General features: G+C 64.2%; 20 protein-coding genes. 12 read left to right on the top strand and 8 right to left on the bottom strand.

The genetic code is table 11. From position 1 onward, the window contains the following. The first annotated feature begins 8 nt into the window (after positions 1-8). The 6 genes from WMC41_RS07435 (at position 9) to WMC41_RS07460 (ending at position 6,069) form a co-directional block, all read left to right on the top strand. On the top strand, positions 9-1,061 hold the full coding sequence (locus WMC41_RS07435; RefSeq protein ID WP_432347529.1) for an ABC transporter substrate-binding protein: 1,053 nt from the start codon (positions 9-11) through the stop codon (positions 1,059-1,061). Between the two features lie 111 nt (positions 1,062-1,172). After that, positions 1,173-2,141 (top strand): ABC transporter substrate-binding protein, encoded by a 969-nt coding sequence (locus tag WMC41_RS07440; protein ID WP_432347530.1) that lies wholly within the window; start codon positions 1,173-1,175, stop codon positions 2,139-2,141. 95 nt (positions 2,142-2,236) lie between these two features. Then, positions 2,237-3,343 carry an ABC transporter ATP-binding protein gene (locus WMC41_RS07445; RefSeq protein WP_272805195.1) on the top strand — a complete coding sequence of 369 codons (1,107 nt, stop codon included), beginning with the start codon at positions 2,237-2,239 and terminating at the stop codon, positions 3,341-3,343. 15 nt (positions 3,344-3,358) lie between these two features. After that, entirely contained in the window at positions 3,359-4,348 is a 990-nt protein-coding gene (locus WMC41_RS07450) for an ABC transporter substrate-binding protein (protein ID WP_272805196.1), read from the top strand. Between the two features lie 2 nt (positions 4,349-4,350). Then, the gene (locus tag WMC41_RS07455; protein ID WP_244765753.1) at positions 4,351-5,055 is read left to right on the top strand and encodes a class II aldolase/adducin family protein; all 705 of its coding nucleotides are present in this window, start codon (positions 4,351-4,353) and stop codon (positions 5,053-5,055) included. A gap of 93 nt (positions 5,056-5,148) precedes the next feature. Further along, positions 5,149-6,069: a LysR family transcriptional regulator gene (locus tag WMC41_RS07460; protein ID WP_432347531.1), complete on the top strand. Its 921-nt coding sequence runs from the start codon at positions 5,149-5,151 to the stop codon at positions 6,067-6,069. Positions 6,070-6,198: 129 nt separating this feature from the next. Here WMC41_RS07460 and WMC41_RS07465 read toward each other — a convergent pair whose 3' ends face one another. After that, positions 6,199-7,980: a PHA/PHB synthase family protein gene (locus WMC41_RS07465; protein WP_432348292.1), complete on the bottom strand. Its 1,782-nt coding sequence runs from the start codon at positions 7,978-7,980 to the stop codon at positions 6,199-6,201. Between the two features lie 233 nt (positions 7,981-8,213). Here WMC41_RS07465 and WMC41_RS07470 point away from each other — a divergent pair, with 233 nt between their 5' ends. Together WMC41_RS07470 and ftsH are read left to right on the top strand one after the other, a co-directional pair. Next, positions 8,214-8,429, top strand: coding sequence for a hypothetical protein (locus WMC41_RS07470; protein ID WP_432347533.1), 216 nt, complete (start codon positions 8,214-8,216; stop codon positions 8,427-8,429). Between the two features lie 39 nt (positions 8,430-8,468). Continuing rightward, the gene (gene ftsH, locus WMC41_RS07475; protein ID WP_432347534.1) at positions 8,469-10,325 is read left to right on the top strand and encodes an ATP-dependent zinc metalloprotease FtsH; all 1,857 of its coding nucleotides are present in this window, start codon (positions 8,469-8,471) and stop codon (positions 10,323-10,325) included. 302 nt (positions 10,326-10,627) lie between these two features. Here the strand turns inward: ftsH and WMC41_RS07480 are convergent, their stop codons facing one another. From WMC41_RS07480 to betI, 3 genes are all read right to left on the bottom strand, one after another. After that, positions 10,628-11,689 carry a TlpA family protein disulfide reductase gene (locus WMC41_RS07480; RefSeq protein WP_432347536.1) on the bottom strand — a complete coding sequence of 354 codons (1,062 nt, stop codon included), beginning with the start codon at positions 11,687-11,689 and terminating at the stop codon, positions 10,628-10,630. Between the two features lie 130 nt (positions 11,690-11,819). Then, a complete protein-coding gene (locus WMC41_RS07485; RefSeq protein ID WP_432347538.1) occupies positions 11,820-12,059 on the bottom strand; it encodes a BrnA antitoxin family protein in 240 nt (79 codons plus the stop codon). Positions 12,060-12,061: 2 nt separating this feature from the next. Then, on the bottom strand, positions 12,062-12,724 hold the full coding sequence (betI, locus tag WMC41_RS07490; protein WP_244765747.1) for a transcriptional regulator BetI: 663 nt from the start codon (positions 12,722-12,724) through the stop codon (positions 12,062-12,064). Between the two features lie 104 nt (positions 12,725-12,828). On the opposite strand from betI, the gene choX reads away from it, so the two are divergent. From choX to WMC41_RS07505, 3 genes are all read left to right on the top strand, one after another. Continuing rightward, the gene (gene choX / locus WMC41_RS07495; RefSeq protein ID WP_288077125.1) at positions 12,829-13,779 is read left to right on the top strand and encodes a choline ABC transporter substrate-binding protein; all 951 of its coding nucleotides are present in this window, start codon (positions 12,829-12,831) and stop codon (positions 13,777-13,779) included. Positions 13,780-13,787: 8 nt separating this feature from the next. Further along, complete coding sequence (locus WMC41_RS07500) at positions 13,788-14,798, top strand: alcohol dehydrogenase catalytic domain-containing protein (RefSeq protein WP_432347540.1); 1,011 nt, start codon at positions 13,788-13,790, stop codon at positions 14,796-14,798. A gap of 193 nt (positions 14,799-14,991) precedes the next feature. After that, positions 14,992-16,014: a winged helix-turn-helix transcriptional regulator gene (locus WMC41_RS07505; protein ID WP_272805205.1), complete on the top strand. Its 1,023-nt coding sequence runs from the start codon at positions 14,992-14,994 to the stop codon at positions 16,012-16,014. On the opposite strand, the gene WMC41_RS07510 is transcribed toward WMC41_RS07505, so the two are convergent. The 4 genes from WMC41_RS07510 to WMC41_RS07525 are packed head-to-tail and all read right to left on the bottom strand — an operon-like array spanning position 16,004 to position 20,550. Further along, the gene (locus WMC41_RS07510; protein ID WP_432347542.1) at positions 16,004-18,397 is read right to left on the bottom strand and encodes a xanthine dehydrogenase family protein molybdopterin-binding subunit; all 2,394 of its coding nucleotides are present in this window, start codon (positions 18,395-18,397) and stop codon (positions 16,004-16,006) included. The two genes, WMC41_RS07505 and WMC41_RS07510, sit on opposite strands and share 11 nt — an antisense overlap. Then, positions 18,394-19,152 (bottom strand): N-acyl homoserine lactonase family protein, encoded by a 759-nt coding sequence (locus tag WMC41_RS07515; protein ID WP_432347544.1) that lies wholly within the window; start codon positions 19,150-19,152, stop codon positions 18,394-18,396. Before WMC41_RS07515 ends, WMC41_RS07510 begins: the two co-directional genes overlap by 4 nt. Beyond that, on the bottom strand, positions 19,149-19,634 hold the full coding sequence (locus WMC41_RS07520; RefSeq protein ID WP_432347546.1) for a (2Fe-2S)-binding protein: 486 nt from the start codon (positions 19,632-19,634) through the stop codon (positions 19,149-19,151). Before WMC41_RS07520 ends, WMC41_RS07515 begins: the two co-directional genes overlap by 4 nt. Continuing rightward, positions 19,627-20,550, bottom strand: a complete 924-nt coding sequence (locus WMC41_RS07525) for an FAD binding domain-containing protein (RefSeq protein WP_432347548.1) — start codon at positions 20,548-20,550, stop codon at positions 19,627-19,629. Before WMC41_RS07525 ends, WMC41_RS07520 begins: the two co-directional genes overlap by 8 nt. Before the next feature lie 177 nt (positions 20,551-20,727). On the opposite strand from WMC41_RS07525, the gene WMC41_RS07530 reads away from it, so the two are divergent. Further along, positions 20,728-21,522, top strand: a complete 795-nt coding sequence (locus WMC41_RS07530) for an SRPBCC family protein (protein ID WP_432347550.1) — start codon at positions 20,728-20,730, stop codon at positions 21,520-21,522. The last annotated feature ends 18 nt before the right edge of the window (positions 21,523-21,540 follow it).

A 21,540-nucleotide genomic window follows, 5' to 3' on the forward strand; every position in this document is an offset into this window, starting at 1 on the left:
AGGAAGAGATGATCAATCCGAAGTTCCATGAAGGCATTACTCGCAGGGTGCTTGCGCTCGGTCTCGTCGTTGTCCTTGCCGCAGGTCCCGCGTTGGCGCAGTCGGTCGCCGAAGTTGCCGCCTATGACGGACCGGACCGGATGGAAAGACTGGTCGCCGGCGCGAAGAAGGAGGGAACGCTGACACTCTACACGGCAACGCCGGTGGACGACGTCAATCAGGTGATCGCCGCCTTCACCGCGAAGTATGGTATTCCGGTAACCTTGTGGCGCGGCAGTTCGGAGGACGTGCTGCGGCGCGCCGTTACCGAGATCAAGGGCGGCCGCCACGACGTCGACGTGATCGAAACGAACGGCCCGGAGCTCGAAGCCCTCCACCGCGAAAACATCCTGCAGGCCGTCGATTCCCCTGTTTTCTCCGAGATTTTTCCGGATGCGGTGCCGGAGCACCGGGAATGGGTCGGCAGCCGTCTCAATGTCATCACGGCCTCCTACAACACCGAGCTCGTTTCGGAGGCGGATGTACCGAAGCGCTGGGACGATCTCCTTGATCCGAGGTGGGGCGGGAAGATCGGCATCGAATCGGAGGCATACGACTGGTTGGCCACGGTGATCCAGAGCTTCCCCTCGCGGGAGGAGGGGCTTGCCTTCTTCAGGAAGCTTGCCGAGACCAATCGCCCGCCCTTGCACAAGGGCCATCCGCAGCTTGCCAACATGACCGCCTCGGGCGAACTGCCGATCACGCTTCAGGTCTATCTCTATCGTGTTCACCAGATGGAACAGGACGGCGCGCCGATCAAGGCCTTGTCGTTGGGGCCAGCCATCGCCCGCATCAACGGGCTCGGCGTCGCACGGACCACCGCGCACCCGAATGCCGCGATCCTCTATCAGCAGTTCACGTTGACGGAGGGGCAGAAGATCCTGGCGTCGCGCCATTTTACGCCGACCAACACGAAGGAAGTGCCATTCCCGGCAGGCATGGAGGTCAAGGTCATCGAGCCGACCGGGATGCTCGATGCGCTTACGGAATGGCGCGAGACGTTCGAGACCACCTTTCAGTGACAAGGCCCAGAAATTCTTTGGAGGAGGAACCACATGCCAGACACCCTGAATTTGCTGAAACATTTGACGCGCACGGCGGCTCTCGTCGGAGCCTTCCTGGCGACATCGGCGATGGCGCAGACGATCGACGAGGCCTCCAGCTATAGCGGTCCGGACCGCTTGGAAAAGTTGGTGGCTGCGGCGAAGGCGGAAGGGGCGTTGACGTTGTACACGGCTACGCCCGTCGAGGACGTTACCGCGATGACCGAGGCGTTCACTGCAAAATACGATATCCCGGTCACCGTCTGGCGCGGCAGTTCTGAAGATGTGCTCCGCCGTGCGGTTACCGAGATCAAGGCAGGCCGCCATGATGCCGACCTGATCGAGACGAACGGGCCGGAACTCGAGGCGCTGCACCGGGAAAACATTCTGCAGCCCGTCTCGTCGCCCATTATTCCGGATATTTTCGAAGGTGCGGTTCCCGCACATAAGGAATGGGTCGGTAGCCGCTTGAATATCATCACGGCGGCCTACAATACCGACCTCGTCTCGGAGGCGGACGTGCCGAACGCCTGGAGTGACCTGCTCGATCCGAAGTGGAAGGGCAAGGTCGGCCTCGAAGCGGAGGCCTACGACTGGCTTGCTACCGTCAATGCCAGCTTCCCGAGCGAGAAGGAAGGCATCGACTTCTTCACCAGGCTCGCGGATACCAACGGCATCTCGCTGCGCAAGGGGCATACGCTCCTGACCAACCTGGCGGCCTCCGGCGAAGTGCCTCTGGCGTTGACGACCTATCTCTACAAGGTCGATCAGATGAACAAGGACGGTGCACCGATCAAGTCCCTGCAACTCGGTCCATCGGTTGCGCGCGTCAACGGCCTTGGCATCGCCAAGACCGCCAAGCATCCGAATGCGGCGATCCTGTTCCAGGACTTCACGCTGACGGACGGCCAGAAGATTCTTGCCGAACGCGGCTTCACGCCGACCAACATCAAGATTGCCCCGTTGCCGACGAGCCTCGACGTCAAGGTCGTCGACGGCGCCGCCATGCTCGACAAGCTTGCCGAGTGGCGCGACACCTTCGAGAAGGCCGTCAAGTAGGTGACCGATCGAACGGGGACATCGCGGACGTCCGTGATGTCCCGCTGATGAAGACCGGCCGTGCGGGGAGCGCGGCGGACGTGAGGAGATGTTGAATGCTCAATGTTCAGGGACTAACGACCGAATATGCCGACGGCAAGGGCAAGGCCGTCCGCGCCGCCAAGGATATCTCCTTCGATGTGCCGCAAGGCAAGCTCTTCACCTTGCTTGGCCCGAGCGGCTGCGGGAAGACGACGACGCTTCGCTCGATCGCCGGCCTCGAGCGGCCGGTCAAGGGCAATATCTCCGTCGAGGACGTCACCGTCTATTCCGCCGGCAAGGGCGTCTTCGTGGCGCCGAACCGCCGCAATTTCGGCATGGTCTTCCAGAGCTACGCCATCTGGCCGCATATGAGCGTTTTCGAGAATGCCGCGTTTCCGCTGCGGGTCAGCAAAGCCGGCTTCTCCAAGAAGCAGATCGAGGAGAAGGTCGAGCGGGTGCTGAAGGCGGTGGCGCTGGAGAGTTACGCGGGCCGCGAGGCGACGCGTCTTTCCGGTGGTCAGCAGCAACGACTTGCGCTTGCCCGGGCGCTTGTCATGGAGCCACGGCTTCTGCTTCTCGACGAGCCGCTCTCCAACCTCGACGCCAAGCTGCGCGAGCAGATGCGCTTCGAACTGAAGCGCCTTCAGCGCGAGCTGAACCTCACGACGCTTTACGTGACGCATGACCAGCAGGAGGCGTTGGCGCTCTCCCATCAGATCGCTGTCATGAATGACGGCCAGATTGTCCAGCTCGGCTCGCCACGCGACATCTACGAGGCGCCGCAGACCCGTTTCGTCGCGGATTTCATCGGTTCTTCGAATTTCATGGAATGCAAGGTTGCCGCGCGTGGCAGCGAGGCCGGTCGCTGGGCGGTCGAAAGCCCGGCCGGCACCATCGAAGTCGTATCGGAAGAGGCGCTCGACGTGCGTGACAAGCTCACTGTGGCGATCCGTCCGGAGAACGTCCATCTGATCGAGCCCGGCAAGGAGAACGGTGCGTCCGGCAATCTTCTCGAGGGTCGCGTCGATACCAAGGTCTTCCTCGGCGAATGTGTCGACTACATGGTTTCGGTCGGCGAAACGCGGCTTCTGGCGCGCGTTCACCCGAGCCTTCGCACGCCGATCGGCAATCCCATCCTCGTCAATATCGACCCCGCCAAGGTCAACATCATCACCCGCTGAGTTCCGGATACTGTCATGAACCGTTTGAAGCTTTCGATTGCCACCACCGATTACGATCACTTTCGCGATTTCCGCCTGGGCACCGTCAACGCCGAAGGCATCGAGCACACCTGGTCGATGCTGAGCCATCACGAGATTTTCGCCCGTTTCACCTTCAACCGCGAATGGGACGTGGCGGAGCTGTCCTTTGCCAAGTTCATGGCGCAGGTCAGTCGGCCGGACAGCGACATCGTTGGCCTGCCGGTCGTCTGCTCGCGGCTTTTCCGGTTCTCCTCCTTCTACGTCAACAAGGCGGCCGGCATCAAAACCGTCGCGGACCTGAAAGGCAAGCGGATCGGTGTGCCGGAATGGGCGCATTCCGCAGCCGTCTACATGCGCGGCTGGATGCACAACGAGGTCGGCGTCAAGCTGCAGGACGTGCATTGGGTGCAGGCCGGCGCGAACGCGCCGGGCCGTATCGAAAAGGTGGACCTGAAACTGCCGGAAGGTGTCGCGATTGACCGCATCGCCGACAAGTCGCTGTCTGAAATGCTCGCGTGCGGCGAGATCGACTGCGCGATTATCGCCCGCCCGCCGACCTGCTTCCTCGAAGAGGATCCGCGTGTCGAGCGGCTGATCCCGGACTTCCTGGAACGCGAGGAGGAATATTACAGGACGACCGGCGTCTGGCCGATCATGCATATCGTCGCGATGCGGAAACATGTCGTGGAGGAAAACCCCTGGGTGGCGCGCAATCTCTACAATGCATTCGAGGAATCGAAGCGGCGCAGCCTGGAGCGCCTGTTCGATCCGGCGGTTTCGCGCTATCCGCTCGCCTGGATGCCGATCTATGCCCGCAGGATGCGCGATCTTTTCGGCGCCGATCCGTTCCCCTTCGGCATCGACAAGAACCGCAAGACCTTCGAGCAGATGCTGCTCTACACCCATCAGCAGGGCATTGCCGAGCGGCATATGACACCGGAAGAAATCTTCACGCCCGGTATCATGACCAAGGTCGTGGTGTGAGCATGGGCGATCAGGCGGCACTGGTGGAGCTGGTTCATGCGAACCGCATCCTGGCGCATGAGGCGGTGCTGGATGCCTTCGGCCATGTCAGCATTCGCGGCGCAAAGACCGGCTATCACATCTCCCGCTCCCGCAGCCCGGAACTCGTGGCGCTGGACGATATCCAGCACTATGACGCGGATTCGAAGATTATCGGCTCCGATACACGCGGCGGTTATCTTGAGCGGATCATCCATGGGGCGATCTACAGGGTCCGGCCGGATGTCCGCGCCATCTGTCATTTCCATTCTCCCGCGATCATGCCCTTCTGCGTGACCGGGCGGCCATGGGTCCCTGTCACCCATGTGGGAGCGACGGTCGGCATGAACGTGCCCCTCTGGGACGAGCAGGCTGCGTTTGGCGACACCGACATGCTGGTCTCTACGCGGGAGCAGGGGGCCTCGTTGGCCATCGCACTCGGCCAGCATTCGGCCGTGCTGTTGCGCAATCACGGGGCCGTGGTCGTGGGCGGCAGCATCCGCGAGCTTGTCATGCGCAGCATACAACTCTGCCGCAATGCGGATGTCCTGTTGCAGTCGTTGGCGATCGGCGAGCCGCGGGCGCTGACGCCGGGGGAGGTTGCTCTTTCAGGCGCCAAGAACCTCGATCCGCGCGTGCTTGAGCGGGTATGGGACTACCACCTTTCACGAGCGGGCTTGAATGCTTGAGCGCAAACCCGCATCAGGCTTCCAATCCTGACCAGCAACCTGTTCCATGCTAGTGTCGCTGGTTCACCATTGGGAAAAGGGAGGCGGGATTCGGTGCGCATTCGCCAGCTTGAGTCATTCGTCTGCATTTGTGAGCTGGGCAGTATCACGCGGGCGGCTGCGGCCTTAAATATCGTACAACCGGCACTCGGCGCGCAAATCAGCGCTCTTGAGGACGAATTGGGCGTAAGGCTCCTGAAGCGGGGCCGTCGCGGTACGGCGATGACGCCGGCGGGCGAATATTTCCTTGTGGAAGCTCGCAAGCTGCTTGCGCATGTCGCCGACGTGAAGAAGTCCATCAAGTCCTTTGCGGAGAATGAGAAGGAGCATCTTTCAATAGGGCTGACGGGCAGCCTGTCCGCCATGCTCGCTGGCACCTTGGCTCGGGAGCTTAGCCATCTCTCCGATTCGATTTCCGTGCAACTGGTCGAAGACATGAGCCACATTCTCCGAGACAGGGTAGCCCAGGGAGATCTCGATTTCGCTCTTGCCTATAACGTTGCGGATCACAAGGCGATCCGAAAGCAACCTGTGCTGCGGGAAGCGGTCTTCTTCATCACGAGCCCCAACTCCCCCTTCGGGGAAGACAAGCCGATCACCATGCCCGAGCTGACGAACGCCACCTTCGTCATTCCGACGGAAAAGGGCCAGATCATACAATTGCTCAAGGAGGCTATGGTAGAATTCGACCTTCCCCTGAACGTCGCTTTCCAGATCGAGTCCATGGACGCGATCAAGGGGCTCATTACCGACGGCACGGCGTGCGCGGTCCTGCCGTTCGGGACGGTGGCGCGCGAGGTCAAGGCAGGGACCCTCATAGCGCGTCGCATCGTGAACCCGCCGCTTACCCGAACGCTCTTCCTTCTGCGTCCGGTGACGCAATTCCAAACGCGTGCGATGCACTTGGCCCAGACCACGATTGAACGGTCCATCGCGTCGCTTGCCGAAAGCTTTGCCTTTGAACGGATCGATTGACCGCTGGCAATCGTTTCCTGAATTCGCTCCACCAGCACTGCTTGCAGAAATCTGCCCGCGCCGGCGAGCATGTTCAGCTTTGCTTGTCTTAAGCGAGATCGACCGGCGATTGTCCCTGCGATCGGCGGTTCACCTTTGCAAAACATACGCACCCGGGGCATCGGCGAGGGGTTTGTAGCCCTTGCGGCGGGCGCCCATCGCCGGGGCGTCGACCCGTTCGGGCGCCGAATGCGCGGCAAGCCAGCCCGTCCAGGCCTCCCACCACGAGCCCGGCCGCGCCTCGGCCGTCTCGGCCCATTCATCGGCGCCCACGCACAGCCCGTCGGCCGCGCGTACGGCGATGCGGTAGCGTCGGCGCGGGCGGCCGGGTTCGCTGACGATGCCGGCATTGTGGCCGCCGCTGGTCAGGACGAAGGTGAGGTCGGTGTTGCTGAGATAGTGGATCTTGTAGACCGACCGCCACGGCGCGACATGGTCGCGCTCGGTGCCGACCACGAATATCGGCACGCGGATGTTCTGGATCGCGGCGGGGCGCCCCTCGACCATGAAGCGGCCGGCGGCGAGCTCGTTGCCGAGATAGAGCCGCTTCAGGTATTCGGCGTGCATCCGGTAGGGCATGCGGGTGGAATCGGCGTTCCAGGCCATCAGGTCGATCATCGGCGTGCGTTCGCCCATCATGTGCTCGTGCACGATGCGCGACCAGACGAGGTCGTTCGAGCGCAGGAGCTGGAAGGCGCCCGCCATCTGGTCGGCCGAAAGATAGCCGCGGTTCCACATCATGCTTTCGAGCACATGCACCTGGCTGTGGTCGATGAAGAGGGCGAGCTGGCCGGGCTCGGTGAAGTCCGTCTGCGCGGCAAGCAAGGTCAGGCTTGCCAGCCGGTCGTCGCCGCGATGCGCCATGTCGGCCGCCGCGATCGCCAGCAGCGTGCCGCCCAGGCAATAGCCCGCGGCATGGACCTTTCGGCCGGGAACGACGGCATTGACCGCATCGAGCGCCGCCATCACGCCGAGCCGGCGGTAGTCGTCCATCGTCAGGTCGCGGTCGGCCGCCGTGGGGTTGCGCCAGGAGATGCAGAAGACGGTGTGGCCCTTTTCCACCAGATGGCGCACGAGCGAATTGTGCGGCGAGAGGTCGAGGATGTAATATTTCATGATCCAGGCCGGCACGAGCAGCACCGGTTCGGCCGCCACGCCCTCCGTCGCCGGCGCATACTGGATCAGCTCGATCAGATGGTTGCGGTAGATCACCGTGCCCGGCGTCGCCGCGACGTCCCGGCCGACGACGAAATCCTCCGTGCCAACAGGCGGCTGGCCGGCGGCGAGGCGGCCTGCGTCCTCCACCCAGTTGCGCCAGCCATCGAGGAAATTCATGCCGCCGGACCGCATCGTCCTCTCCAGCACTTCCGGATTGGTCAAGGGCATGTTGGAGGGCGAGAAGACGTCGAGAACCTGGCGGGCGGCGAAGGATAGGACATCCTCGTGATGCGGGGTGACGCCCGGCACCTCGTTGGTGACATTGTGCCACCATTGCTGCTGGAGCAGGAACGCCTGGGCCCAGATGCTGAACGGCGGCTTTTTCCAGCGCGCATCGGAAAAGCGGTAGTCTCCGGGCAGGGCCTCGATGCACGGGGGTGCGTCCGGATCGACCGCCGCCGCGGCAAGATGGCAAAGCAGGCGGACGGCCTTGCGGTTCGCCTTGTCGATCAGCTCAAAGCGCTTTCCGGGGGCTGAGGCGAGATGGATCGACCAGTCGATGAGGGCGAGCGCGAAGGCGGCCGGCGACAGCCCGGCGCTGAGCTGACCGGCGATCGCCTCCCGCATGCGGTCGATCGCGCGGAAGGCTTCGCTTCCCAGTTCCTCCGTTCTCGGGACGGGCGGCAGGTGCGCCGCTTGCCGGAAGGGCGGCATCTCGCTCGCCGGACTGTTCATGGTCGTCTCCTTCGGCAGGTTCGGGCGCAAGACATGCCCGCTTGAAAGGCAAATCGCATTTCGCATCCGACCCTGGCCCGCTCTGGGGGCATCCTGCGGACAGGACGCACCCTATAGAGGGCAGTCCCCACCTCCATTGACGCAGATCAAGTTTCATTGCGCGAAACCGCCTGGAATCAGGCCATGCCGAAACGGGAAAACGGGATCTCGTCATGTCCGGTGGCAATGCGACGGATGCGGAGCGGATCGTTGTGGCCTTCGCCTGGCCCATTGTTCCCAAGGGTGCAGACCCGCTTTTTTCGCGCATCGGCGCGACGTCGCGCCTGCTTCTGGATCAGTCCGCCCATGGGTCGCGGCGGGCAAGACAGGCAAGGTCACCGGACGTCATTCGTTTGACTGACATCAAGGATGCGGCCTTCGGAACGTGAAAGGAAACAAGCCGGCGATATCGCATGGGGGTAATCGACATGGACCGGAAGCATACGTTCAACATCGGTTATTTCCTCCTGGCGCTTTTCTTGCTCGGCGCATTCCAGGCATGGCTGGCCTGGCGCGAAGTCGTTCCACTCTCTCACACCGAGCTCATGCGGATGGTGGATCAGGGCAAGGTGGCGTCGGTCACGATTACCGAGACGACGATCCAGGGCCAGTTCAAGGAACCACAGGACGGCCGGAGCCTCTTTGTATCAACCCGCGTGGACCCGAACGCGGTCGCCGTGTTCGACAGGGCGGGGGTCGCGGTGACGGGTGGCACCGACAGCAACTGGCTTACCACCATCCTTTCCTGGATTCTGCCGGTGCTGCTCTTCTTCGGCATTTGGATGTTCCTGTTCCGAGGCTTTGCCGAGCGGCAGGGCATGGGCGGCCTCATCAACATCGGTAAGTCCAAGGCGAAGGTCTATGTCGAGCGGGAGACCGGCGTGAGCTTCGAAGACGTCGCCGGCGTCGACGAGGCCAAGCTTGAGCTCATGGAGATCGTGTCCTTCCTGAGGGACAAGGAGAAATACGGCCGCCTCGGCGCGCGCATTCCAAAGGGCATCCTGCTGGTCGGCCCGCCCGGAACCGGCAAGACGCTGATGGCGCGGGCGGTCGCGGGCGAGGCCGCCGTGCCGTTCTTCTCGATCTCCGGGTCCGAATTCGTCGAGATGTTCGTCGGCGTCGGAGCGGCCCGCGTGCGCGATCTGTTCGAGCAGGCGCGCAAGGCGGCTCCCTGCATCATCTTCATCGACGAACTCGATGCGCTCGGCCGGGCGCGCACGCCGTTTGGCGGCTATGGCGGCGGCGACGAGAAGGAGCAGACGCTCAACCAGTTGCTCTCCGAACTCGACGGTTTCGATCCGCGCGTCGGCATCGTCCTCCTAGCCGCGACCAACCGGCCGGAGATCCTCGATCCGGCGCTCACGCGCGCCGGGCGCTTCGACCGCCAGGTCGTGCTCGACCGGCCTGACCGCAAGGGCCGCGAAGCCATCCTCAGGGTTCACATGAAGGCGGTGAGGACCGCGCCGGGAGTGAACGTGGGCGATATTGCCGGGATCACACCCGGCTTCACCGGTGCCGACCTTGCCAATCTCGTCAACGAGGCGGCCATCTTCGCCACCCGTCGCGACGCGGACCAGGTGACCATGGCCGATTTCACCGAAGCGGTGGAGCGCATCGTCGCCGGCGCCGAGCGGCGGGGCCGATTGCTCGGCCCGCTGGAGCGGGAGCGCGTCGCCTACCACGAGATGGGCCATGCGCTCGCCGCCGCATCGCTGGCGAAGACCGATCCCGTGCACAAGGTCTCGATCATTCCGCGCTCGATCGGTGCTCTCGGTTATACGCTGCAGCGACCGACCGACGACCGTTTCCTGATCACCGCAAGCGAATTGAAGGAGCGGATGATCGTGCTGCTTGCCGGTCGCGCGGCGGAAGAGGTCATCTATGGTGAGGTCTCGACCGGCGCGGCGGACGATCTGGCCAAGGTGACTGACGTCGCGCGCCAGAGCGTCACCCGGTTCGGCATGAGCGCCGCCATCGGCCAGGTCGTGCTCAAGGCGGAGAAACAGCAGTGGCTGGGCGACGGCGCACGGCTGCAGCCGAGGGACTATGCCGAGGCGACCGCGCGGGAAGTCGATCTTGCGGTGCGCGAGATGCTTGACGAGGCCGCCACGGCGGCGAAGGAACTGTTGCGCTCCCGCATCGACGACCTCAAGGCCGGTGCCCGCCTGTTGCTCGAGCGCGAGACCATCACGCCGGACGATTTCCCGCCGATCCGGCGCGGGGAGGGGATTTCGGGACGGCGGGTCAATCCGTCGGCCACAGGCCGCGCAACGACTTCTTCATAGAGTTTCTGACCTGCACGATCTCGCCATGCGAAACAAGCCGGTCGACGTCAGGCGGCCTTGACCGCTTCTCCGCTTGCTTCGCGGTGAAGACCCGTTGGGCGTCAAGCCAGGATCTCGCTGGATTGCTTGATGCGCTCATCGGGATTTCTGTCTTGATGTTGCGCACCCCCTTGATACGACAAAGGCTCGGACAACGCTGGCGGTATCTGCGCGCGGTCTAATGCTCCACGCGAACGAACCGGTTGATGCCGTTGAACGGCAAAAGAGTTGGCAGACCGGATCCCATCAAGAGCGCCGGTAAATCAACGCTCCTCGTGTAGCCGGTGAATTTCGGCCGTGATCAGCTGCTTGAGGTCGAATGACGTGATTTCATTTGCGGCAAGCGCACGAAGGGCGTCCACGCACCGCTGATATCCGTCCTCGTCACCGAGGCGGCGGCAAAGCCTTGCCGAAGTGAAATGAAAGCGAAGACGGGGAATGAGCTGGTCCGCCATTCCGTCGATCTGGTGTTCCACGCGCTTCAACGCATCGTGCGCTGCCTGCGAGAACATCTCCACCGGCACCTTCCTGTGCAAAACGCAATCAGTGAAAGAGAGGGTTTGCAGCGGGTCGTCCGCGAACGTCCGGACGCAGGTGTCGTAGTAACTGCCTGCCGCGGTGGCGGTTTCGGGCACGGCGGCAAGCAGGATCAGCTTCTCCATCGCGAATTCATGGTCGTGAACCAGTTCGGGCCTGTTGCGTTCAGCCTCGTCGATCAAGCTTCGCGCGCGCTCCAGGTCGTTCGCCAGCATTGCATCGGCAATGTCCCGACGAATGCCCAAATGAATGACATCGTTATCGGAGACATCATTCTCCCAATGTCGGCGCGCAGCCTCTGTGTCCCATGCACCGTCGAAAACAGCGCGCAACGGTTCGAGAATGGCGTCATCGAGAGGGCCCATCCAGGCAATCTTGCCGTGCCTGTCGATCAGGAACGCGGCCGGGATTCCGCGTTGACCGCTCGCCTCCAGCCACGCGCGCGTCACCTGGCCTCGGGACAGGCCGCCCTGCGCTGGATCGACCTGCTCGTGCGCAAGCAAGGCATCCGTCGGTGTCTGGCGAGCGATCTCGATCGTCCTGTCGAGGTCGCGCACCATGATGGCTACGCCGTACATCGGCACGCCGAGGGCCTTTGCTGCCCTGGAATATGTCGCGATCGCCGGCAGGCAGCCGCTGCATCCAGCGTTCCAAAGGACCACGATGCTGGTCTCGTTGAACAAGACGCGAGGAGAATGCGCTCCGGTTGCAAGGTTTCTGGAAAGTATCAGTGCGGGCGCCGCGTCTCCCGGCAGCAGTCGCTTCACCGAACCAGGATTGCTGGTCATGGAGCTTTCCTCCGCGCTTTGAAAACCAGATGGTCGGCGACCGCTGCTTCACCTGCCGCCTTTGCCGTACGACATGGTGCGCCGAAGGCGTTCCGGAAAGAGGGGCGTCATCCTTGCGCGATATCGCCCATCACGGACCGGAAGACGTCTTCATCGCTGCGCGCAAGGCGTGGTTGATGCGCTCCTGCCAGCCGGGTCCTTCCGCTTGAAAATAAGCCAGGACATCGCTGTCGATCTTCAGCGTGACGGGTTCCCGGGTGTCGGGGATCACAGGCCTTTCAACGGCGGGCGCGGCGATCTTCTTTGCCGGCTTGAACAATGCCTCGGCTGCGTCTTTCGGGTTGGCCGGGCGTCGGGGTTTCGTTGCCATCGTCATGTCCTTGTTGTTTCGCTGTGTTGATGCGCGCTTGCGTTCGGCTCGACCAGCGGTCGTACGACCTCCGGCCCGAGTGCTTTCCCGACGTATTCGATGAGGATCGTCTTGGCCTCCTCCAGAGACAGGTCGATGTCGGCATGTCCGCGGCGAAGCCACAGGCCGTCGATCATCGCGGCGAAGCCACGCACGAAATGGTCGATCTCGCCTTGATCGAGATAGGGTTTCAGGATGCTGGAAACATTTGACCGGAGACGGCGATAGTAGGGGCGCAGCAGGCGTGCGTAACGTTCGTTGTGCGAGGCTTCGGCGTAGAGCGAGATCCAGGCGCTCGCCGTCTGCTTGTCGAAGCGCTGGGCGGGGAAGTTTCCGTCGATGAGGGCGACCAGCCGCTCCCAGCCCGAGCGGGCGCGGCGCAGGTTGCCGACCACCTCCTCGGCGAGGATGCGGTTGTTCATCCGCACCATCTCGAAAAGAACCTCTTCCTTGTCCTTGAAATAATAGGTGAGGATGCCCTGCGAGAGGCCCGCCTCGGCGCAGATCTTCGCGCTCGTCAGGCCCCGCAATCCCTCCTTCAGGAAGATGCGATGGGCGGCGTCGATCAGTTCGACGCGGCGGACGTCCTCGATGCGGGTTCGCTGCTTCTTCGGTTTCTGCTGCATGGTTTTCCGTAGCAGATCAAATTTTTGTACGCTTTAACAAATTTTTGCTTGCCTTAAAAATTGCCCGCCTTATCCTTCCGGGAAAACCAAGAAAGGGAACGCCTATGAACAGGACAGCACTCGCCATGATCGTCGCGGCCGGCGCCGCATGTCTCGCGCCGGCCCATGCCGCGCTCGCCGCCGACGCGCCGGAGTGCAAGGCGGTGCGCCTTGCCGATCTCGGCTGGACGGATATCGCGCTCACCAACACCACCGCCGAGATCATTCTGGGCGCGCTCGGCTACGAACCGAGCCAGACGATGCTTGCCCTCAACATCACCTTCGATTCCCTCAGGAACGGCGATATCGACGTTTTCCTGGGCAATTGGCGCCCGGTGCAGGATGAAGACTACAAGGCCTATTTCGATGACGGTTCCGTCATTCCCGTTGCCACCAACCTGACGGGGGCCAAGTACACGCTGGCCGTCCCGAAATACGTCTTCGACGGCGGGCTGACCTCCTTCGACGACCTCGAGACGTTCGCCGACAAGCTCGACCGCAAGATCTACGGCATCGAGCCGGGCACCAACAAGCCGCTGCTCGACATGGTGGAAAGCAAGGCGCATGGCCTCACCGGCGACTGGGAGGTCGTGGAATCGAGCGAGGCCGCGATGCTGGCGCAGGTCCAAAGGGCCGTGGAAAACCGGGAATGGATCGTCTTCCTCGGCTGGCAGCCGCATCCGATGAACGTCAACATGGACATGGCCTATCTGGCGGACGGAGACGCGGAATTCGGACCGGACTTCGGCGGCGCGACGGTCCGCACGCTCGTTCGCAAGGGCTATCCCGGGCAATGCCCGAACGTGACGGCGTTCTTCGGCAACCTTGTCTTCGACATCGACTACGAGAATGCCGGCATGAACATGATCATGACGGACGGGCTGGAGGCGCGCGACGCCGCCGAGAAGATGCTGAAGGCGCATCCGGAAAAGCTCGAGGCCTGGCTCAGGGACGTCCTGACCTTCGACGGCAGGCCGGGACTTGCGGCGGTCAAGGCGGAGCTCGGCATCCAGTGACATCTCCCATGATGCGGGCTGCCGTGCTGGCGGCATACGGGGAGCCGTTGCAGATCAGGCAGGTGCCTCGGCCCGTTGCAGGGCACGGCAAGCTGCTCGTCCGGCTGAAGGCCTGCGGCATCTGCCATTCCGACGTTCACATCTGGAAGGGCGACGTGCGGCCGCCGCAGGCGCCGAACCCCTTCATTCTCGGCCATGAAGGCGTGGGCGTGGTCGAGGCGATCGGTGAAGGCGTGCGCGGCTGGGCCGTGGGCGATACGGTCGGCGTGCCCTGGCTGCACGACACCTGCCTGCGCTGCGACGAATGCATCGACGGCTACGAGGCCTTCTGCCAGCACCAGCGGGCGCATGGCCTCAACGTTCCGGGCGGCTTTGCGGAATATGTCGCGCTCGACACCGCATTCGCCGTGCCGCTGCCGGCCGGCGTGGATCCGCTGGCGACGGCACCGGTCATGTGCGCGGGCGTCACCGCCTACGGCGCCATCCGCCGTGCGGGCGTGACGGCCGGCGAGCGGCTCGCGGTGTTCGGCTGCGGCGGCCTCGGCCTCTATGCGGTACAGATCGCCGCGCGCATGGGGGTGCACGTCCTGGCGGTGGATCGCGACCCGGCGAAACTCGAGCATGCCCGCCGATATGGCGCAGCCGCAGTCGAAACGGCGAGCGAGGGACTTGAACGGCTTCTGGCGGACAATCCCGGCTACCATGCGGCGATCAACTTTGCGCCGACGCCTGCCACCTGGGCGGGGATCGTCGCGTCGGTCCGGCCGCGCGGGCGCATCGTTGCCGCAGCGCTGGTATCCGAGCCCGTGCCGCTCATCCAGGAATGGCTGACCGCGACCGGCGTCACCATCACCGGGACCAGCGTCGGCACCCGGCAGGAAATGCGCGAGGTGGTCGCCCTTCACGCCCGCCAGCCTCTGCTCAATCCGATCGAGGAGATCGACCTCGCGCATGCCACTGACGCCCTTCACGCGCTTGAAAGTGGGAAAGCACGGGGACGTTTCGTGATACGCTTCTGAACAGGGCCGATGAGGATGGCTCGTATCCAGTCGAGCCCCAGACGGCCTTCCTTGCCGTGACACCGCGTCAATCCCGAACCTGGCAGATGCGCCAAGAAGCCGTGTGCCGGAGCGCCCGGTACCCGGCTCGCAGAATGCGGGTTGCTTTTAACTTTCACTGATAGACTTTTCCGCCTATCCTGGACAAAGGAGAATGGTTGAATCCTATTGTCGCGCCACTGAGATCAAGCTGAATATGTTGAATAAAGGCACTCTGCCCGCCAAGTCCGACAGTGCTTCGTTAAAGCCGGCGCCGCTGCAGAGGCAGTCGTCCGTCCGCCGTACGATGGAGATCGTCCTCGACACCTGGAACTTCCTCATTCTCCGCGAGGCGTATTTCGGGGTTCGCCGGTTCGACAAGTTCCAGCAAAGGCTGGGCATCCCCCGGCAGACGCTGTCGTCGCGCCTGTCCGCCCTTGTCGCGAACGAGATCATGAGCGTGGGACGGCGGCCCAACGAACCAGGGCAGCAATATTTCCTGACGGAAAGAGGAAAGGACCTCTTTCCGACCATGCTGTCCCTGATGGAATTCGGCGACAGATGGCTGACGGGCGGCAAGGAGCCGCCCCTGCAACTGATTCACAAGAGCTGCGGCTGCGCATGCCATCCGGTCACGGTCTGCTGCGAGTGCCTGGAGCCGTTCACGGCGCGGGAGGTCGCTCCCCGCGACGGGCCGGGTGCGGGATATGCGCCGGTCGACACGCGCCCGACGTCGCGCCGCAGTTCCGATCCCACGCTTCTGGAGCGGGTGCGGCCTTGCTCCGTCGCGCGAACGCTCGGGATCATCGGCGACAGGTGGAGCTTCCTGATCCTGAGGGAGGGCTGGTTCGGTGTGCGCCGCTTCGAGGAGATGCGGGAAAATCTCGGCATCGCCACGAACATCCTCGCCGACCGCCTTGCGCGCCTCGTGCAGGCCGGAGTATTTCGCAAGGTCCCCTATGGCTCGAGCGAACGTTTCGAATACCGCTTCACCGAAATGGGGCTTGATCTCTACAAGCCGATGCTGGTGATGATGGCCTGGGGAGACCGCTGGCTTGCGGAAGGCAAGCCGCCGATGCGCCTGCGGCACAAGACCTGCGGGCAGGACTTCTCGGCCATCGTCGTGTGCTCCGAATGCAAGAAGCAGATCGCGGCGAAGGACACGGACTACATCCTGCGTTATCCGTTCAACCTGTGACGGCATCGGCCGGGTCGGCGCGCGCTTGCAACATCCGGAATATCCGCTCCGGCGTGACGGGAAGCGTCTCGACCGAGACGCCGAGATGGGACAGCGCGTCGGACACGGCATTCGCGATCGCCGCCGGCGCGCCGATCGTCCCGCCTTCGCCCATGCCGCGGAACCCGCCCACAGTGTCGGGCAGGTCCGCCTCGATATGCACGATGCCGATATCCGGTATGTTGCTCGCGACGGGAACGAGGTAGTCCGCCAGGCTTGCCGCGACGGCCTGGCCCTGGTCGTCGTGCACGACCTCTTCAAGGAGGGCCGCGCCGATGCCCTGCGCCACCGCGCCCTGCACCTGGCCGTCGACGATCATCGGATTGATGATCTTTCCGCAATCCTCGGCGACCACGTAACGCAGGACCTTGACGCCGTAGGTCTCCGGATCGACCTCGACCATGGCAAGATGGGTGGATGAACAGGCGGTGCCGAGATAGGGGTCATAGGTCTCCGATGCGGCAAGGTCCTCGCGCCGGTCGCGCGGGATGCGGCCCATCTGCGAATAGACGGCGGATGCGACTTCCCCGAGCGTCATCGTCCGGTTCGAGCTCTTGCTGGTGACGATGCCGTCATGCATGTCGAGGTCGTCGACGTCCTGCTCCATCAGATAGGCGGCCGCGCGCAGGACCTTGGCCTTGACGACGCGCGCGGCGAGGGTCGCCGCGCCGCCGCCGAGGACGGCCGAACGGCTGGCATAGGTGCCGCTGGACATCGGCACCAGCGCGCTGTCGCCATGCTTGACCTCGATATCCTCCAGCCTGCAGCCGAGTTCGTCGACGATCACCTGCGCGAGCGTGGTCTCGAGGCCCTGTCCGTGCGAGGCGATGCCGAAGGCGGCGGTGATCGCGCCGGTCGCGTCGATCTCGATTTTCGAGGTTTCGGTGCCGGTGTTGATGGGCATGCCGGGGGCGACGGAGATGCGCGAGCCGATGCCGGTCAGTTCCGCATAGCTCGCAAGGCCGATGCCGATCCAGCGTCCCTGCCTTCGTGCCTCATCCCTTTCTATGAGGAGGTTCGGATAGTCGGCATGCGCGCAGGCGCCCGCCAGGCATTCCTGAAACGCCGACTTGTCCCAGATGATGCCGGAGGCGGTCCGGTAGGGGAACTCGTCGGCATTGACGAGGTTCTGGCGGCGGAACGCGACCGGGTCCATGCCGAGCTTGCGCGCCGCCATCTCGATCAGGCGTTCCATCGCGAAGGTCGAGGACGGCCTTCCGACGCCACGATAGGGGCCGGTCGGGGGCTTGGGCGTGAAGACCCCCCTGATGCGGCCCCGGTAGTGCTCCATCCTGTAGGGGCCGGGCAGGAAGCTCACCACCTGCACGGTTTCGAGGGCCGCGGTCCAGGGATAGATCGAATAGGCGCCGACATCGCCGATGACGTCGGCCCTCAGCCCGATCAGCAGGCCGTCCTGCGTGACGGCGAGCTCGGCCTCTATCAGTTCGTCGAATGCCTGGCTGGTCGCGGACAGGTCCTCGAGGCGGTCGCTGATGAACTTCACCGGGCGCCTCAGCTTGCGGGCAAGGGCGCAGACAAGCATCTCCTCCCCGTAGAGCGATCCCTTGCCGCCGAAGCTGCCGCCGACATCCGGCGCCACGACCCGCAGGCGCGTTCCGGGCAGGTCGAGGCATTCGGACAGGACGTCGCGGATGACGCCGGGGATGTTCGACGAGGTGTAGAGCGTCAGCGCCTGCTTTCGCGGGTCCCATTCGGCGAGGTAGGAGCGGTTTTCCATCGCGACGGCCGTCTTGCGCGTCATCCGGAACCGGCCCCTGACGGTCACCGCGGCGCTTTCGAAGGCGGCATCGACGTCGCCGCGCTTGAATTCCCGCCGGATGATCGTGTTCGTGCCGGCTTCCTCGTGCAGCAGCGGCGCGTCGTCCTTCACCGCATCGACCTGCCGGATCGCGAAGGGCAAGGGGTCGTAGTCGATGGTGATATGCTCCAGCGCGTCCTCGGCGGCATAGCGGCTTTCCGCGACGACGGCGACGACGGGTTCGCCGACATAGCGCACCTTGCCGCGCGCCAGCGGCCAGATGGGCGTCGCGTAGTAGTCCGGCATGCGGGAGGTGGGGATCGCCGGCCTGACCTCGCTTTCCAGGTCCGTCGCGTCGTAGATGGCGATGACCCCGGGGACGGAGAACGCCTCGCCGACATCGATGCCGAGGATGCGGGCATGCGGCTGGTCGGAGCGGCGCAGCGCGACATGCACCATCCCGGCCGGCGCCATGTCGTCGACATATTGCCCCACGCCCGCAAGGAGCCGCGGATCCTCGGTGCGCTTCACCCGCTTGCCGACGAGCTTGGGGCGCAGTTCGACGGAATGGTCGCGCAGGCTCATTCGTAAAACTCCCCGCCCTTCCGCAGGGCCAGCCACTGCGCCTCGTCGTGCCCGGAGACGATCGTCGCACCCTTGTCCCGCAGGGCCTTCAGGCGCGCGAGCGCCGCCACGGCGAGCTCCATGTTCCACGTGTTCCGCGGCGCCATGCCCTCGTCGATATTGGCCTGGAGGGGCGCGGCGTCGGAGGCGAGGACGAAGGTGCCGCTGTCCAGCGCCACATGCGCGACGGTCATGCCGGGCGTATGGCCGGGCATGGGGAGGAGGACGATGCGCCCGTCGCCGAAGACGTCGTGCTCCGCGCCGAAGGTCTGGAAGCCCTGCGGCTGGTCCCATTCCGGTTTCAGGTAACCCTGGTTTTCGGCGCCGTCCGCCCTTGCCGCCGCGACCTCGGCCTCGTGGCAGAGGAACGTCGCGCGGCCGAAATACCGGTTGCATCCGCAATGGTCGGGATGCAGGTGCGAGCAGATCACGACGTCGATGTCGCCAGCTTCGAGGCCGAGCGTTGCCAGCTGCCGGACAACCGTCTGCTCGGGATCGAATATCGGCGTCATCACCCTTGCCAGCCCGCCCCAGCAGGCTTGCGGGTCGATGGCGGCCTGCGGATTGCAGCCGCTGTCGAAAAGCACGTTGCCCTGCGGATGGCGGATCAAGGTGGCATGGACGGGCAGCTCGATCGTCTCTTCCTTCGCCGCACCGGAAACGAAGACGGAGCGGCGCATGCGCAGCCGGCCTCCGGCGAGAAAATGCATCCTCATGTCAGGGGCCCTCTTTCCTTCGCCAGTTCCCGGACGGCGTTGACGATGTGTTCGTAGCCCGTGCAGCGACAGATGTTGCCGGAGAGCGCCTCGCGGATCTGGTCGTCGGTTTCGAGCGGATGGTGGCGCAGCATGTCGGTGATCGCCATGATGAAGCCGGGCGTGCAGAAGCCGCATTGCAAGGCGTGATGCTGGCGGAACGCCTCCTGGATCCGCCCGAGCCGGTCCACGCTTCCCTGTCCCTCGACGGTCTCGATCTCCGCGCCCTCGGCCTGGACGGCGAGCGTCAGGCAGGACCTCGCGCTGCGGCCGTCCAGAAGGACGGTGCATGCGCCGCAGACGCCGTGTTCGCAGCCGACATGCGTTCCCGTGAGGCCCAGCGCGTGGCGCAGGAAATCGCTCAGCAGCATGCGCGGCTCGACGGTGGCGGTGTGGACCACGCCGTTCACGCTGACGCTGAGGGTGATCTTCTTTTCAGGCATCTGCAGCGTCCTTGCGAAGCGTGGCCCGCCGCCAGGCATCGCGCAGCGCGCGCCGCGCGAGCGTGCCGGCAAGGTGCCGGCGATAGTCGGCGGACGCATGGATGTCGGTGTTGGGGTGCAGGAGCCCCTTCAGCGCCTCCGTCACGTCCTGCAGCAGCGCCTGCGAAATCGCCTGGCCTTCGATGCGTGCCTCGATTTCTGGCAGGTGCAACGGCGTCTCGCCCACGCCCATCATGCCGAAACGGACGTCGCGCGCCACGCCGTCGACGATGCGCAGTGTCGTCGCCACGCAGGCAAGGGCAAAATCGCCGTGGCGCCGCGAGAACTCCTCGAAGCCCCAGCCCGTGTCGAGCGGCAGTGTGTCGATTTCGATCGAGGTGACGAACTCGTCCGGCTCGAGCGATGTCATCAGCGAGCCGACGAAGAAGTCCGAGGCGGCGATCTGCCGCTCGCCCCTGATCGAGAGCGCCGCAATCGTCCCGTTAAGGAGGAGCGTCATCATCGGCATCTCCGCGGCCGGATCGGCATGGCAGACGCTGCCGCAGAACGTGCCGCGATTGCGCACCGTCAAATGCGCAACATGATGCATGGCATCGTGCAGGATCGGGATGTGCCGGTGCACGAGCGCATCCGTCGCCGTCATGCGGTGCCGGACCGTCGCCCCGATGCGCAGTCGTTCGCCGTGTTTCTCGATACGGTCGAGGCCGGCGATGCGGTTGATGTCGATCAGGATCGCAGGCTTCACCAGGCGGAAATTGATCATCGGCATGAGGCTCTGGCCGCCCGCGATGATCTTGCCGTCGCCGTTCGCGGCGGCAAGGGCTTCGGCGGCCTCGGACGCCGATGTCGCGGCGAGATAGTCGAAGGGCGCCGGCTTCATTTCGCCGCCGTCCGTCGCAAGGGCGCTTGCCGGCATCGTCCGGTCGCGCGCCGCATAGCGGAAAGCCTTGTCATCGCGACTCCTCCCAGCCTCGCCGATCCCATGGCGAATTCCAAAATTAACTTGCATTATTAGACTTAAAATAGGATTGTCAAGCAATACCGGCGCCCCGGGACATGAAGGGTTTTCGCCGGAGGACGAGGAGGAAATTCCATGGACATGACCGGCCAGCAGCATATTCCCGCGCGCAGGGAGGATGTGTGGAGCGCCCTGAACGATGCCGACGTGCTGAAAGCCTGCATCCCCGGATGCCAGGAACTGACGAAGTCTTCCGAGACCGAAATGTCGGCTGTCGCCGTCATCAAGGTGGGTCCAGTAAAGGCCCGGTTCCAGGGCGCCGTCACGCTGTCGGACCTCGATCCCCCGAACGGCTATCGCATCACCGGCGAAGGGCAGGGCGGCGTCGCCGGATTCGCGAAGGGCGTGGCGGTCGTTCGCCTGGAAGCGGTCGAGAACGGGACCGTCCTGCACTATACCGTCGACGCCCAGATCGGCGGCAAGCTGTCGCAACTCGGCGGCCGGCTCATCGATGCAACCGCAAAGCAGATGTCGGGTCAGTTTTTCAAGCGGTTCGCCGAGGAGATCCTCGCCCGCCAGTCCCCGGAGGCGCCTGCCGTGGGCGATGCCGTCGCGCAGGCCGGTGCCGCAAGGCAGGTGGCCGCCGTCGCGTCTTCCGGCGGGGGCGCCTCCGCCGCCCCGCGTGTGCTTCCCGCGCAGGCCGCCGCGTCGCCCACCGGCGCGTCGCTCAGCCTGACGGTTCTCGCGGCTGTCGTTTTCGCCGCCGTCGTGGTGGCGATGTGGGCGATCCATGGGGGATTGCTGCCGAGCCTTGCGCCGCAGGCGGATGGTCCGGCGCGCATTTCACCGGACATGGGGAGCATCGTGCAGCTCGTCATGGCCGCGGCCATCGGTTACCTGTTCGGTTCTCGCGCAAGGCGCGCCGGCTGAGGCCGAAAACCGGGGTCG

The sequence above is a fragment of the Shinella yambaruensis genome, assembly GCF_050859155.1.
Classification (GTDB): domain Bacteria; phylum Pseudomonadota; class Alphaproteobacteria; order Rhizobiales; family Rhizobiaceae; genus Shinella; species Shinella yambaruensis.

Coding starts and splice junctions, on each gene's coding strand:
- WMC41_RS07435 (WP_432347529.1), top strand. CDS start 9: ATGATCAATCCGAAGTTCCATGAAGGCATTACTCGCAGGGTGCTTGCG.
- WMC41_RS07440 (WP_432347530.1), top strand. CDS start 1,173: ATGGCGCAGACGATCGACGAGGCCTCCAGCTATAGCGGTCCGGACCGC.
- WMC41_RS07445 (WP_272805195.1), top strand. CDS start 2,237: ATGCTCAATGTTCAGGGACTAACGACCGAATATGCCGACGGCAAGGGC.
- WMC41_RS07450 (WP_272805196.1), top strand. CDS start 3,359: ATGAACCGTTTGAAGCTTTCGATTGCCACCACCGATTACGATCACTTT.
- WMC41_RS07455 (WP_244765753.1), top strand. CDS start 4,351: ATGGGCGATCAGGCGGCACTGGTGGAGCTGGTTCATGCGAACCGCATC.
- WMC41_RS07465 (WP_432348292.1), bottom strand. CDS start 7,980: ATGCCGCCCTTCCGGCAAGCGGCGCACCTGCCGCCCGTCCCGAGAACG.
- WMC41_RS07470 (WP_432347533.1), top strand. CDS start 8,214: ATGTCCGGTGGCAATGCGACGGATGCGGAGCGGATCGTTGTGGCCTTC.
- ftsH (WP_432347534.1), top strand. CDS start 8,469: ATGGACCGGAAGCATACGTTCAACATCGGTTATTTCCTCCTGGCGCTT.
- WMC41_RS07480 (WP_432347536.1), bottom strand. CDS start 11,689: ATGACCAGCAATCCTGGTTCGGTGAAGCGACTGCTGCCGGGAGACGCG.
- WMC41_RS07485 (WP_432347538.1), bottom strand. CDS start 12,059: ATGGCAACGAAACCCCGACGCCCGGCCAACCCGAAAGACGCAGCCGAG.
- betI (WP_244765747.1), bottom strand. CDS start 12,724: ATGCAGCAGAAACCGAAGAAGCAGCGAACCCGCATCGAGGACGTCCGC.
- choX (WP_288077125.1), top strand. CDS start 12,829: ATGAACAGGACAGCACTCGCCATGATCGTCGCGGCCGGCGCCGCATGT.
- WMC41_RS07500 (WP_432347540.1), top strand. CDS start 13,788: ATGATGCGGGCTGCCGTGCTGGCGGCATACGGGGAGCCGTTGCAGATC.
- WMC41_RS07505 (WP_272805205.1), top strand. CDS start 14,992: ATGGTTGAATCCTATTGTCGCGCCACTGAGATCAAGCTGAATATGTTG.
- WMC41_RS07510 (WP_432347542.1), bottom strand. CDS start 18,397: ATGAGCCTGCGCGACCATTCCGTCGAACTGCGCCCCAAGCTCGTCGGC.
- WMC41_RS07515 (WP_432347544.1), bottom strand. CDS start 19,152: ATGAGGATGCATTTTCTCGCCGGAGGCCGGCTGCGCATGCGCCGCTCC.
- WMC41_RS07520 (WP_432347546.1), bottom strand. CDS start 19,634: ATGCCTGAAAAGAAGATCACCCTCAGCGTCAGCGTGAACGGCGTGGTC.
- WMC41_RS07525 (WP_432347548.1), bottom strand. CDS start 20,550: ATGCCGGCAAGCGCCCTTGCGACGGACGGCGGCGAAATGAAGCCGGCG.
- WMC41_RS07530 (WP_432347550.1), top strand. CDS start 20,728: ATGGACATGACCGGCCAGCAGCATATTCCCGCGCGCAGGGAGGATGTG.